Genomic DNA, 12,858 nt, shown 5'->3' on the forward strand with positions numbered 1-12,858 from the left:
GATCACCCCGTCCCACCCACCGCCGCGGACACCGCACGACCTGCCTGCGCCGGATCGAGCGCGGGCCCGCGCGGCACCAATGCCAGCAATCCATTCGGAACCGGTTGCCGTACGGCTTGGCCGTATCCGAGGGAAGCGAGGGCCTCAGTGCTCGCCACCGGGTACTTCAGGCCCGTGTCGGTGACGACGTAGACCGTGCCGGAACCGGATTCCGCCACCACCGCGCCACCGGACGGAGGCACGAAGACGGCGTCGGCGACGAGCGCGTCCGTGCGCGCCGTCACCGGGATCGCCTTCGCACCTTGCGGCAACGGGACCTGTGCGGAGATAACGATTCGAGAACCCTGGGCGCATAACGTCACGGACTGTCCGGTAACGGGCGCTTTTCGCGGGATGCGGTCCGGATACTCCGCGGGATCGGCCCCGCCCGTCCTCGCCGTGGCGACCTTCGGCACCGCGGCGACGTCGGCCGCGCGCACCGCGACGGGTGCCGGGACGCCGGTGTAGGCGTCCGCGTTCTCCGGGGTGTTGATCAGCAGGCTCGCCTCGGTCTGGCCGATCGGTTGGAGCCCTTCGGCGCGGACGAGATAGTACGACGTCGCGTCGTTGGGCGACGCCATCGCGTCGACGACGCCGAGCACCGAACCGACCTTCGTCGCCGTGCCGCCGACCTTCGGGCCGGGCCGTCCGGCGTCTTCGACCGCACGGTAGGCCAGATCGCGTCCGGCGGCGACGGTGCCGATCCACCGGGAGGACACCGCGATCACCGGATAGGTGTCGAACTGCAGCGCCGTGGCGGCTTCCGGGGTGAGCTTGTAGCGGCGTCCCGCCGTGACGAGGTAGCGCTCGCCGTCGGGGACGCGGACCACGACGGCCTGATCCCTCGGCAGGTCGACCCCGGCCGCGGGCGCGCCGAGGAGCACCGTCGTCTCCGGTTCGGCCGACGCGGGCGCGTCCTGGGTCGTCCGCGAACAGCTCGTCCACGGCGTGTTCACGAGCGCGGCCGCCGCGGGCAGCGAATCGGGGGCACCGGGAATGCCGATCTGCGAACCGCGCGGCGCCTTCGCGAGCTTGTCCGAAGGGACGGTCACAGTGGCCTCGCCGTTGCCGCCCGCCATCAACCGCGCGGAGGCGTAGTTGAGCACGGGGTGCAACGCGCCGTCCTGGCCGAGGATGTAGCGCGCCCCGGTGCCCTCTTCGACGATCACCTTGCCGCCCGCCAGCCAGTCCTTGCCGCCGGAGGGGTTCAGCAGGCCGATCACGCCGAACACCGCGGTGACCAGCAACGCGACGCCGAGGCCGCACAGGGTTCCGATGACGAGCCTTCTGCTCGGGGCGACCGGATGGTTGGCGTCAGCCGAGACCAGTGCCGAAACCAGTCTCCTGCGGAGGAATTGGTAGGCCTGGATCTGGTCCCGCTGCGTCCACACGCTCCCGTCCCCCGCCGTTCGTGCCCACCCGTTTCGAGGGTGCTCACGTTAGGTTCCGGCCAGGTTCGCGGTGAGGGTATTTTTTACGCCCCTCCCCCGCGCGGGGCGGGGCTACCGTCGTGCGCGTGCACGGAGGAGGGGAATTCCTTGTCGGTTGAAGCCCCGGCCCGCCCGGTCCCGGAACAGGCGCCCCCACGCGGGATCGCGGGCGCGGCGCCACTGCCCTGGCTGCTGCCGATCCGTCCGTTGCAGGCGGCGCTCTGGGAGGTCGCCGGGATCGCGATCCTGCTGGCCCTCACCATCGACGGGATCCCGCAGTCCGCGTGGATCAGCGTCGTCGCCGTCGCCGGCGTCCTCGTGCTGACGACTTCGGTTCGCTTCGCCGGCCGCCACGCCGCGGGCTGGATGCTCACTTGGGCCGCGTACCGGCTGAAACGCCGCGACAAACACGAAGTCCCCGATCCGCTGCACAGGCTCGCCGGTCCCGTCCGGGTGCGCCAGCACGTCGACCGCGCGGGCAACCGTTTCGGGGTCGCCGAGGTCGGCGACGGGTGGAGCGCCATCGTGCGGCTCACCCCCGGCACCGTGGCACCCGCGCCGGACACCCTCGTCGGCATTCTGCGCGAGGCGTACACGAGCACCGGGATCCCTTTGTCCAGCGCGCAACTGCTGACCTGGACCGTCCCTAATGGACAGTCGTTGCTGCGGGTCCGCTGGCTCACCGTCCGGTACCGGCCCGAGGACGCGCCGATCGCCGCGCTCGCCAGGGGCGGCGGAGAACTCGGTGCGCTGCGCAGCACCGCCTGCGCGGCGCTACGCCTGATGGGCGCGCTGGCCGAAGCGGGGTTCGAGAGCACTGTGCTCGAAGCCGGTGAGGTGGCGGAGAATCTGCGCGTCGCGCTCGGCAGCGGCCAGGACACGCCGGTGGACGGCTGGCGTTCCTGGGATTGGGGCGGCGCGTCGCAGATCTGCTACCGGCCACGATCGGAGCGGGAACTCGCGCGGACACTGGATCTTCACGTCCCGGGCTCGGCGTTCACCGCGACGTCGTACACGCTGTACCGGTCGCCTGGCGGACGCGAGAAGTCCGAGGTGACCGTCCGGGTCGGCGGGCGGCCGGGAGCGGAACCGGTGCGGCCGGGCGGGATCGCGGTGACCCCGCTGCACGGACGGCACGCGGCGGCGGTCCGGCGGACCCTGCCGCTGGCGCTGGAGAACTGAGGGGACGGGCCGTGGAGGACTCCTTTCTTCTCTGAGGGTAGGGAAGGAGTCCTTCACGGACGTAACGCAGTTCGTCCTCTGAATGCGGGAAGAGGGGGTCAGCCTCGCACGGCCTCGTAGACGCCGGCGATCATGCCGACGAACGGGATCAGCGAGAGCAGCACCAGGAACTCGACGATATCGAGAGTCCTTGCCCAGTAAGGGGAACGACGTCCCTTCGCGACACGAGTCGCGTAGGTGAGACAGACGCCAGCCGCGACGACGACGGCACAGCCCGCGGCGAAGACGAACGAACGCGGACCGCCCGCGGCGAGCCAGAATCCGGCCGCCGCCAGGGCCGCCGCGCCGAAACCGATGAGCACGACCCGCTGCGAGCGGCCGGCGAAGGCGCGCGAACGCAACATCAGCGCCAGACCCAGCAGCGCGCACAAGCCCGCTTCCCAAGCCCCGCCGGAAGAAGACAGGACCACCGACGCCGAAACCACGACGAGCCCGAGCGCGACGAGCAGCCCGGTCAGCAACGCCTGCGCGTACGTCGTCCCGCCGACCATGTCCTCGCCGAGCGAAGGGTTCTCGTCGGCTCGGAACGCGTCCATGTCGTCGGGCACCCGGGGCAGCGGCAGCCTGCCGAGCCGCAGCGCCATCATCGGCGCGACCGCGGCCAGCGCCGTCGCCACGACGGCGACCACGGCGGCCGCCGAAACCGGGCGGACGTCGGCCAGCAGGACGATGGCGGTCGTGATCGCGCCGAGCCCGGCCGACACGGTCACCGCGACGAACCACGGCAGCCGGTCCGCCACCGAAACGGCCGCGATCACGCCATAGACGGTCACGATCGCGAGCCCGGCGGCCAGCGGTCCGGCCGACAGGGAGAACAGCGGATGCGGCGGCAGGATCGACATCCCCGCCAGCAAGGCCGCGCCGACCCCGGCGAGCGCGCCCGCGGCACCGGCCTCCGCGTCGCCGTACGCGCGGCTCAGCGCGCCACCGCCCAGCACCAGGACGAGCGCGAGCAGCCCGGTCCCGATCGGCGCCAGCACACTGCCGGACGCCGCGGCCTGCACCAGAAGTCCCCCGGCGAGCAACAAAACCACGGACGCGACGATGCCGGCCTTGCGCGCCACCGACGGCCCCCATCGGCCGGTGCCCGACTCGGCGACGCTGGCGATCGAGTCGACGACGTCGTCGAACAGCAGCGGACCCCGCGGACGTTCCCGCGGGGTCAGATGGAGGACTTCGCCGTCGCGCACCTGCGCGGCGGCGACCGTGAGCCCGAGCGCGAGCGGAGCACCGCCGAGCCGGGACAGCACCCAGCCGGGATGCTCCGCCGACGCCTGCCCCGAAGCACCCGCGAGCCGCACGAGCTGCGGGACGAGTTCGGCGAACGTGCTCTGCTGCGGCAGCGCCACGTCGACGCGCGCCCTCGGTGTCACCACCGTGACGCGCCGGGTGGAGCCCGCGATCGCGGCCGTCATGCTTCGATCGACTTGGCGGACTCGATGACCGGGGCGAACTTGGCGCTGCTGGCCTCGGCCAGTTTCTGCAGCCCGTTGTTGACCGCCTCCAGCACGATCTCCGAGAGGTTGCGCGCGTCGTACTGCCGCACCGCGCGCGGGTCGATGTCGATCGAGGTGAACCGGCCGTCACCGCGCAGCACGACGGTGACCTCGTTCTGCCGCGAGTGCGCCTTGACCTCCATCGCCTCGACCGAACGCTGGATGCGCTGCACCTCTTCGGTCTGCTTGCGGACCTGGTCCAGCAATTCGTCCATATCCGGCATGGCGTAGGGGTCCGTGGTCACGAGTCTTCTCCTTCATCTGCGGTGAAATCCCGCCGGACGTGGACACTGCCCACGAACCGCCGGAAGTCGTCGCCGAGGCCACGGGCCGCCTCGGGCGTTGCGGTACAGGCGATTTCGAGGATCAGCCGCTCGGCCGGGGTCGCCCCCGGCACGGTCAGCAGCACCTGCGTCTGTACGAGATCCTGTCCCTCGCCGGTGCGGATGCGCAGCACCTGCGTCACCCCCGGCGCGACCGGGGTGCCGATCACCTTGCGCCGCACCACTTCGAGCGCGGCCGTGGACCGGCCGAGGCGTTCGACGGCCTCGTCGGCGATACCGGTGATCTCCGCCGGGTCGGGCCGTTGCCCGATGCTCAGGGCGATGTTCGGGGTGAACTCCGCGTACGTCCCGGAGTGCACCGCCACGAAGACCGCGCCCTCGGCACCGACGGACGCCGGCTCGACCGGCACCCAGCCTTCGGGGATGTCGAATCCCAGCGGAAGGGAGACCCGGTCCTGAGTCATCGCTTCGCTCATCCCCGTCACCACGTGCCCACGTAGGTGATCGCGTCGTCCCACGCCTCGCCGACGGCGTCCGCCGCCTGGCCGGCCGCGCCGCTCACCGCGTCGACGGCCGCCCCGCCGTACTCGCCGACGGTGTCCGCGATCTTCGGCAGGTCGATGTCAATCTTCGCGCCGATCCCGGCACCGAGGCCGAGCGCGACACCCGCCTTGAAATTGACCTTGAGATGCCCGGCGTCGTAGACGGCCTGGCCGTCGAGCTGCGCGCCGAGTCCATATTGGAGGGTTCCGCTCGCGCCGACACCCACCCCGGCCACGTCCGCCGCGACTTCGCCTTCGATCTTGCCGCCGACGAACGCGTTGGCGTGCACACCGACCCCGTGCGCGCCCGCCTGCAGCGAGCCGTTCACCTCACCGCCGACGAACGCGGTTCCCTTGGCGCTGCCCGAAGCGACGCCCCACTCGCCCTTGCGTTCGAGTTCTTCCTTGAAGGCGGCCAGTTCCGCGTGCCCGGACGCCTTGACGTCCCAGCCCTGCGAGGAGATCTTGGCGTCCCACCCCGGCGTGAAGCCGTCCTGCTCCTGCTTCCACTTGGCGTAGGTGATCTCGGTGTTGCCCCAGGCCTTGTCACGCAGGCCTTCCGGCTTCGGCCTGCCGAACGGGGTGTCACCCGCGCGCGGGGCGCGCGTGCCTTCGAGACCGTCCCAGGTGAGCTTCTTCCAGCCGGAGTTGCCGAACCAGGAAGGATGCGAGCGAGGACGTTTGCGGCCGTCGAGCGTCTCGCCGTTGAGCCAGTACAACGGGCCGCGTCCCCATTTGCCGAGTTCGTGCTCGATCCGGCCGGTGCCCTCCGGCGGGAACAGCCGCGCGAGTTCTTCGCTCAGTTCGTCGGCGATCTCCTGCGCCGCCTGAGCGGCCCGCTCACCGAGTTGCCGGGCGGCGGAGATGAACGCGTTGACCGCGTTCGCGTTCGCCGTCCGCGCTTGGCTGACGAGCTGTGCGGCGTACTGATCGAACTGAGCGAGAATCGAGTCCACACAGGACTTCGCGCCTTGCAGGGCCTGTGCGCCCGCCCGCAGCCGGTTCGACTGGTCGCTCAGTTTCGCACCGAGCTCGCCGAGTTCCTGGCTCAGTTTCGCGGCAGAGGTGGAGAACGCCGTGTAGGCGTCGCCCTCCCAAGACGCGTTGAGCGCCTTCGCCGCCTTGCCGATCTCGTCCGCCCGGCCCGAAACCGTCGACGCCCGATCGCCACACCGCTGGCCCGCCGCGGTCAGTGCCGAAGGGTCACCGGTGACCCGCCGCTGGTACTCGACCACGAGCCGCCGGTAATTCGACAGGATCGAACTGACGACGCCCGACGCGTCGACGACACCGCTCCCCCACACGGCTACCTGCCCTTGGTCGGTGAATCAGCGACAGCGTTGTCTACGTCGATATCGATGTGCTGTTCGAAGTGCCTTCCGCCGTAGTTCATATCGATGTCGATATCGATGTCCTGCCCGCCCGGCGCCTGCACCGTGGACTTCCCGGTGCTCAGGTCGGTGGTGATGGTGACCGTGTTCCCGTTGGCCACGCCCGGCAGGGAGCCTCCGGAACCCGCGCCACCGCCCGAGGGTCTGTCCACCGGGATCCACGCGTCGGCGCCGCCGGGCCAGTTGCCCTGGGAGCCGTTGCCGCCCAGCGCGGGCGGCCGGTACTGGGTGAACGGCGGCGTCTCGCCCGGCGTCGAACCACCGCCCGCTCCGCCACCGGAGCCACCGACGGCGGCCTGTCCCGAACCGCTGGCGACCGAGCCGGGCGCCTGCGGGCTGGTGATCGGGGTGCCCGAGACCGCCGAGTTGCCCGCCGCGCCGTTGTCCCCGGCATCGTTGTGCCCGAACAGTTTCTGGACCTCACCGATGATGGTGGCGATCTGGGTGATCTGGTTGGCGAGGTCGACCACGCCGAGCGCCTTCAGCAGCGCGCCGATCGCGGTGATGAACGCGCGCAGCGAAGCACTGGTGGCGGTGGAAAGCGCGACGGCGGCGCCGTAGGTCCACGGATTCGACATCAGGCCCGCGACCGTCGGGTTCACCGCGGCGACCACCGATTTGTAGGCGGTCTGCGCGGTCTTGATCAGCGTCCCGGCGACGCCGAGCAGTTCGGCGCCCTTCTGCACGACCTGGATGATCTTGGTCAGCGAGTTCAGGGAGTCGGTGATCTTCTTCAACGCGGAATCCGACGCGGCGCCGGACCAGATCTTGCCGAGCTGCTCGGCGGCCTTCGTCACCTCGTTGTACATGGTGAGGAACTCGTTGGCCTTCTTGAGCACTTCGAGGACGTGCTTCGCGATCTGCTCCGGCTGACCGGTGAGGATCTGCGGCAGGATCGTGATCGGCCCGCCCGAGGACGCCGTGGCGTCCATCGCGCTGGAATTGGGGTAAGTCAGCATGGTCGCTCCTCAGGCCGGAAGTCAGACGGAAGCCGGGCGGTAGACACTGACCTTCGCCAGGCCGTTGATGTCCGCGTCGACGATTCCGTGGTTGTAGAGCAGCCCGCCCTCTCCGGCGATGGCGATGATCGGCTTGCTGTCGGAGAACAGGAGCGGTTCGACCACGACGACGTCGCCGCTGTGCACCCCGCCCGGCACGTCGCCGAAGTTGCGCGCCGTACCGGCGTAGACCTCGATGACCCCGACCCGCGCCTGGTTGTCGGCGTCACCGGCCAGCCAGTCGTTGAAGTCCGAGACGCCGTGGAACCGCGTGTCGGTGATCGGGTGGTCGCCGAGCTGGCCCAGCCGCGCGTCCCCCAGGTAGCGCAGCACGTTGCCGACCGAAGACGGCTCGCCTTGCCCGCCGGCGCTGTCGTTGATGGCCAGCGTCGCCAGTTCGGAGGCGTGCGAGTTCCCCCAGATCGACGACGACCCCGAACCCGCGCCGCCGCCGGGACGGCCGCCGTAGCCGCCCGCGACCGCCTCGTCGGCGGCCTGGTAGGCGTCGGCACTGCTCTTGATGAAGCCGTTGATCTGCTGCAGCAGTTGCAGGAGCGTCCGGACCGCGACCACCTGCTGGCTCTGCATGGCGGTGTTGGCCGCCGCCACCGCGCTGCCGAACGTGGCGAACGACATCGGCTGGAGGACGGTGCGTTCGAGGTCGGCCACGACGTTGATGCCCTGCATGATGATGCCGCCCAGGTTCCCGACCGCCGAGCGCATGGCCTCGGGCTCCGCCCGGTACTCGCCCGTGCCGACCATGGCTCTCCTTACTCTCTTCCCCCACGTCTCGTTGACCAGCAGCGTAAGTTCGCCACCAGACGTGAGCGGACGGCAAAAGTACCCACCGCAAGGGCGGCACGAGTGGCCAGAATGATCGGCAGGATTACCCACAAGCGGCCAGAAAGACCCTGATGAGCGCCACTCACGACCGCCTGCCTGCCCTGGGCGAACAGCCCGGTGAAATCGTGCTGCAGTCCCCGCCGATGCTGCCGAAGGGCTCCTCCGGCGGAGCCATGCAGCTGCTGATGTTCATGCCGATGATGCTGGGCATGGGCGCCATGTCGTTCGTCTACATCGGACGCGACGGCGGCGTGATGACCTACATCTTCGGCGCGTTGTTCCTCACCGCGATGGTCGGCATGGTCGTGATGTCGCTCGGTCGCGGCGGCGCGCAGAAGAAGGCGCAGATCAACGAGGAACGCCGGGACTACCAGCGGTATCTGACCGGTTTGCGCGGTCAGGTCCGGGACATCGCGGACAACCAGCGCGCGGTGATGACGGCGCTGCAACCCGACCCGGCGGATCTGTGGGCCTGCGTCGAGACGGGCAGGCTGTGGGATCGCCGCCGGTCCGACGCGCAGTTCGGGCAGGTGCGGATCGGTACCGGGCCGCAGCGGCTGGCGACCCCGTTGAAGGCGCCGCAGACCGTGCCGCTGGAAGACCTCGACCCGGTGTGCTCGACGAACCTCAAGCACTTCATCCGCACCTATTCGACGGTCGACGGACTCCCGGTCGCGGTCTCGCTGCGATCGTTCGCGCACGTCAGTCTGTCCGGCCGCCGCCCGGACACGCTCGGGACGGCGCGGGCACTGCTGACCCAGCTCGCGACCTTCCACTCCCCCGGCGACCTGCGGATCGCGTTGTGCGTCAAGGACGACCGGCTGCACGACTGGGAATGGGCGAAATGGCTGCCGCATGTCGCCTCCACCGCCGCCGACGCCGCCGGTCCGAGGCGGCTCGTCGACGCCGGCGCCGGGAAGCTCGCCGAACTCCTCGGCCCCGACCTCGGTGACCGGCCCGCGTTCACCCGGCGGCCGGACGCCCGGCTGGACCTCCCCCAGATCGTCGTGATCGTGGACGGCGGGCACACCCACGGCGACACCCGGCTCGTCGCCGAGGAGGGCAGGCTCGGCGTCACTGTGATCGAGATCGGCGCGGAACAGCCACGGTCGGTCTCGTCGGAACGGCTGCTGAGCCTGCACCTGAGCCCGGAGCAGCTCGGGATGGTCGTCGGCGACGGGACGGAGCAACGGCTCGGTTTCCTCGGCAAGCCGGACACCCTGGACCGCGGGGCCGCCGAAGCGCTGTCCCGGATGCTGACGCCGCTGTTCCAGGGCGCGGCGGTGGTCAGCGAGGCGCCGATGTCGGCGACGTTCGGGCTGGCCGGGCTGCTCGGCATCGGCGATCCGCGGGACACCGACACGGAGGTCACCTGGACGCCGCGGTCCGCGCGGGACCGGCTGCGGATCCCGCTGGGCGTCAATCCCGAGGGCAGGCCGGTCGAACTCGATCTGAAGGAATCGGCCGAAGGCGGGATGGGGCCGCACGGGCTGGTCATCGGCGCGACCGGATCCGGCAAGAGCGAGCTGCTGCGGACGCTGGTCACCGCGCTCGCCGTCACGCACTCTTCGGAGAAGCTGAACCTCGCGCTGATCGATTTCAAGGGTGGTGCGACGTTCGCCGGGATGACCGGGCTGCCGCACACCTGCGCCGTCATCACCAACCTTTCCGACGATCTCGCGCTGGTCGACCGCATGGCGGACGCGCTGAACGGCGAACTGCTGCGCCGTCAGGAACTCCTGCACGCGGCCGGGAACTACGCGTCCGTGCGCGACTACGAAAAGGCCAGGGAATCGGGCGCGAACCTGCGGCCGTTGCCGTCGCTGCTGGTGATCATCGACGAATTCAGCGAGCTGCTGTCGTCGCGGCCGGAGTTCATCGACCTGTTCGTCGCGATCGGACGGCTGGGCCGGAGTCTCGGGATCCACCTGCTGCTGGCGTCGCAGCGGCTTGAAGAAGGACGGCTGCGCGGGCTGGATTCGCACTTGTCCTACCGGATCGGCCTGCGGACGTTCTCCGCGTCGGAGAGCCGCGCGGTGCTCGGTGTCGCCGACGCCTACCAGCTGCCGCCCGTGCCGGGTTCGGCGTATCTGAAGTCCGACAACGACACCCTCATCCGGCTCAAGGCCGCGTACGTCTCGGGGGAACTTCCGCCGCGCAGCAAGATCGTGCGCAAGGACGGGCAAAGTCTCGGTCTGATGCCGTTCACGCTGGCACCGGTCGAGATCCCGGTGACCGTCGAAGCCGAGGAGCCGGTCGAAAAGGGCACCGGCGAGACCATCATCGGCGCGATGATCTCGCGGATCGAAGGCAAAGGCCCGGAGGCGCACCAGATCTGGCTGCCGCCGCTGGCCGAACCGCCGACGCTGGACCAGCTGCTGCCTCCGCTCGGCGAAGCCCCTTCACGTGGTCTGTGCCCGCTGGGCTGGGGTGGCAACGGCAAGCTGATGATCCCGGTCGCCCTGGTGGACAAGCCCTTCGAACAGCGGCGCGACATGCTGTGGGCCGATTTCTCCGGTGCCGCCGGGCACGCCCTGATCGTCGGGGCGCCGCAAAGCGGCAAGAGCACGCTGATGCGTGACATCGCCGCGATGCTCGCGCTCACGCATACCCCGGAAGAGGTCCAGCTGTTCGTGCTCGACATGGGCGGTGGCGCGCTGGCGCCGATCGCCGGGCTGCCCCACGTGTCCGGCTACGCGACCCGGCGCGACGCCCAGCGCTGCCGTCGGGTGGTGGCGGAACTGACGACCCTGCTCGAACAGCGCGAGGAGTTCTTCTCCGCCAACGGGATCGAGTCGATCACGACGTTCCGGCAGCGGCGTTCGGAGTTCCGGGAGAGCACGGAAGGCCGCGAGTTCGGCGACGTCTTCCTGTTCGTGGACAACTGGACCACGATCCGACAGGAATACGAGCAGCTGGAGGAACAGATCACCAGCCTGGCCTCGCGCGGGCTCGGTTTCGGCATCCACGTCGTCGTCTCGATCAACCAGTGGATGGGCATGCGGGCGCCGCTGCGCGACGCCATCGGCACCAAATTCGAGCTGCGGCTCGGTGACCCGGCGGACTCGCTGATCGACCGCAAGATCGCGCAGAACGTCCCGGCGGACCGGCCGGGACGGGGGCTGACCGCGGACAAGCTGCATTTCCTCGCGGCGCTCCCGCGTATCGACTCGGATCAGCGGCCGGACACCGTCGGTGCCGGCGGCCTGGACCTGAACCGCCGGATTTCGGCGGCCTGGAAGGGTGCGGGGGCGCCGCAGGTCCGGCTGCTGCCTCCCGAAGTCCCGCTGGACTCGCTGGAAGCCGGGCCGCGCAAGCAGGTCACGCTCGGCATCGCGGAATCGAACCTGCGGCCGGTGTACCTCGACTTCACCACCGAACCGCACTTCCTGGCCTTCGGTGACGTGGAATCGGGCAAAAGCTCGCTCCTGCGCGCGATCGCGCAAGGCATCGTGTCGAAGTATTCGGCGGAAGAGGCCGCGATCGTCGTCGCCGATTACCGGCGAGGGATGCTGGGCGCGGTGCCGGATTCGCATCTGCTCGGCTACGCGGGTTCCGAGACCGTGCTGACCGGGTTGATCGACCAATGTCAGCAGGCCATGCGGAATCGGCTCCCCGGCGCGGACGTCACGCCGGATCAGCTGCGGAACCGGTCTTGGTGGCGGGGTCCGGAACTGTTCGTTCTCGTCGACGACTACGAAATGGTCGCCACCGTTGGCCGAAATCCGTTGCTGCCGTTGTTGGAATTCCTGCCGCAGGCGCGGGACATCGGGCTCCACCTCGTCATCGCACGCGGGAGCGGCGGGGCTGGGCGTTCGCTGTTCGAGCCTGTGCTGCAACGGATCCGGGAGCTGGGTTCCCCCGGCCTCGTGATGTCCGGGTCGCGGGACGAAGGGGCGCTGCTCGGGGAAGTGAAGCCCGGACCTCAGCCCGCCGGGCGGGGTGTGCTCGTGTCGCGGCGGCATGGGACGGGGCTGGTGCAGGTGGCTTGGACGAAGCCTGTGGAGGACTAACCTGGGGGCATGGCACTGGATCTGTCCGCTGTCCACGCTGCCCGCGGCGACGCACGCATCTGGCGAGCGAACGTTCGCATCGTGAGGTGCTGGGCCGCTGCGGCCGGCGTCCGGAGCCAGCGGGGTGATCCTTCAAGGCGGCGAGCGCATCACCGCGTGGGGTAATCCCGATACGCCGGAAATGTCTTTCAGCGTCGTATCGATCGTCGCCGGGATCGTGTTCGACCGGGGGCTGGTCCCCGGATCCGCGTCGGCCGCGGCGGACACCCTCGACCTGCCGGAAGTGGCCGGGACCTCGATCAGCTGGCATCACCTGCCGCAGCAGACCAGCGGATGGAACGGGTACCTCTGGGGCAAACCGTCGTGGCTGGACGGCCCTCGCCGCGACGGTACGCCGGGGTCGGCCTGGGAGTACAACGACGTTCGAGTCAACCTCCTTTGCCTGGCCCTCACTCACCTTTTCGGCCGAGCGTTGCCTTCGGTGCTGGACGAACACGTCTTCGGCCCGCTCGGCGCGTCGGGCACGGCTACCGGAAGTCGCTGACCACCATCGGCGGCGAGACCGTGCCGGTGGTCAGCG

The 12,858-nt window shown here is 70.0% G+C and carries 10 protein-coding genes; 3 read left to right on the forward strand and 7 right to left on the reverse strand.

The genetic code is table 11. The annotated features are described in order from the left end of the window. Positions 1-2: 2 nt before the first annotated feature. Positions 3-1,430, reverse strand: a complete 1,428-nt coding sequence (gene eccB / locus ACLJQ7_RS30525; protein WP_410651609.1) for a type VII secretion protein EccB — start codon at positions 1,428-1,430, stop codon at positions 3-5. A gap of 147 nt (positions 1,431-1,577) precedes the next feature. Here eccB and ACLJQ7_RS30530 point away from each other — a divergent pair, with 147 nt between their 5' ends. Continuing rightward, on the forward strand, positions 1,578-2,651 hold the full coding sequence (locus tag ACLJQ7_RS30530) for a type VII secretion protein EccE (protein WP_410651610.1): 1,074 nt from the start codon (positions 1,578-1,580) through the stop codon (positions 2,649-2,651). 98 nt (positions 2,652-2,749) lie between these two features. On the opposite strand, the gene eccD is transcribed toward ACLJQ7_RS30530, so the two are convergent. Genes eccD through ACLJQ7_RS30560 form a run of 6 tightly spaced genes read right to left on the reverse strand, consistent with a single transcriptional unit; the run spans position 2,750 to position 8,184 of the window. Beyond that, positions 2,750-4,126 carry a type VII secretion integral membrane protein EccD gene (gene eccD / locus ACLJQ7_RS30535; protein WP_410651611.1) on the reverse strand — a complete coding sequence of 459 codons (1,377 nt, stop codon included), beginning with the start codon at positions 4,124-4,126 and terminating at the stop codon, positions 2,750-2,752. Further along, positions 4,123-4,452, reverse strand: a complete 330-nt coding sequence (locus ACLJQ7_RS30540; RefSeq protein ID WP_016336001.1) for a YbaB/EbfC family nucleoid-associated protein — start codon at positions 4,450-4,452, stop codon at positions 4,123-4,125. The genes eccD and ACLJQ7_RS30540 overlap by 4 nt, the downstream gene beginning before the upstream one ends. Continuing rightward, positions 4,449-4,967, reverse strand: coding sequence for a hypothetical protein (locus ACLJQ7_RS30545; RefSeq protein WP_410651612.1), 519 nt, complete (start codon positions 4,965-4,967; stop codon positions 4,449-4,451). The genes ACLJQ7_RS30540 and ACLJQ7_RS30545 overlap by 4 nt, the downstream gene beginning before the upstream one ends. Positions 4,968-4,972: 5 nt before the next feature. After that, on the reverse strand, positions 4,973-6,337 hold the full coding sequence (locus tag ACLJQ7_RS30550) for a WXG100 family type VII secretion target (RefSeq protein WP_410651613.1): 1,365 nt from the start codon (positions 6,335-6,337) through the stop codon (positions 4,973-4,975). Between the two features lie 2 nt (positions 6,338-6,339). Then, complete coding sequence (locus ACLJQ7_RS30555) at positions 6,340-7,383, reverse strand: hypothetical protein (protein WP_410651614.1); 1,044 nt, start codon at positions 7,381-7,383, stop codon at positions 6,340-6,342. A gap of 21 nt (positions 7,384-7,404) precedes the next feature. After that, positions 7,405-8,184: a WXG100 family type VII secretion target gene (locus tag ACLJQ7_RS30560; RefSeq protein WP_410651615.1), complete on the reverse strand. Its 780-nt coding sequence runs from the start codon at positions 8,182-8,184 to the stop codon at positions 7,405-7,407. 152 nt (positions 8,185-8,336) lie between these two features. Between ACLJQ7_RS30560 and eccCa the strand changes: the two genes are divergently transcribed. Beyond that, on the forward strand, positions 8,337-12,278 hold the full coding sequence (eccCa, locus tag ACLJQ7_RS30565) for a type VII secretion protein EccCa (protein ID WP_410651616.1): 3,942 nt from the start codon (positions 8,337-8,339) through the stop codon (positions 12,276-12,278). Positions 12,279-12,459: 181 nt separating this feature from the next. After that, positions 12,460-12,822 (forward strand): serine hydrolase, encoded by a 363-nt coding sequence (locus ACLJQ7_RS30570; RefSeq protein WP_410651617.1) that lies wholly within the window; start codon positions 12,460-12,462, stop codon positions 12,820-12,822. Positions 12,823-12,858: the final 36 nt, after the last annotated feature.

The organism is Amycolatopsis sp. cmx-4-54, from assembly GCF_046548895.1.
Taxonomy (GTDB): Bacteria; Actinomycetota; Actinomycetes; order Mycobacteriales; family Pseudonocardiaceae; genus Amycolatopsis.

Coding starts and splice junctions, on each gene's coding strand:
- ACLJQ7_RS30570 (WP_410651617.1), top strand. CDS start 12,460: ATGTCTTTCAGCGTCGTATCGATCGTCGCCGGGATCGTGTTCGACCGG.
- ACLJQ7_RS30545 (WP_410651612.1), bottom strand. CDS start 4,967: ATGAGCGAAGCGATGACTCAGGACCGGGTCTCCCTTCCGCTGGGATTC.
- eccCa (WP_410651616.1), top strand. CDS start 8,337: ATGAGCGCCACTCACGACCGCCTGCCTGCCCTGGGCGAACAGCCCGGT.
- eccD (WP_410651611.1), bottom strand. CDS start 4,126: ATGACGGCCGCGATCGCGGGCTCCACCCGGCGCGTCACGGTGGTGACA.
- ACLJQ7_RS30560 (WP_410651615.1), bottom strand. CDS start 8,184: ATGGTCGGCACGGGCGAGTACCGGGCGGAGCCCGAGGCCATGCGCTCG.
- ACLJQ7_RS30555 (WP_410651614.1), bottom strand. CDS start 7,383: ATGCTGACTTACCCCAATTCCAGCGCGATGGACGCCACGGCGTCCTCG.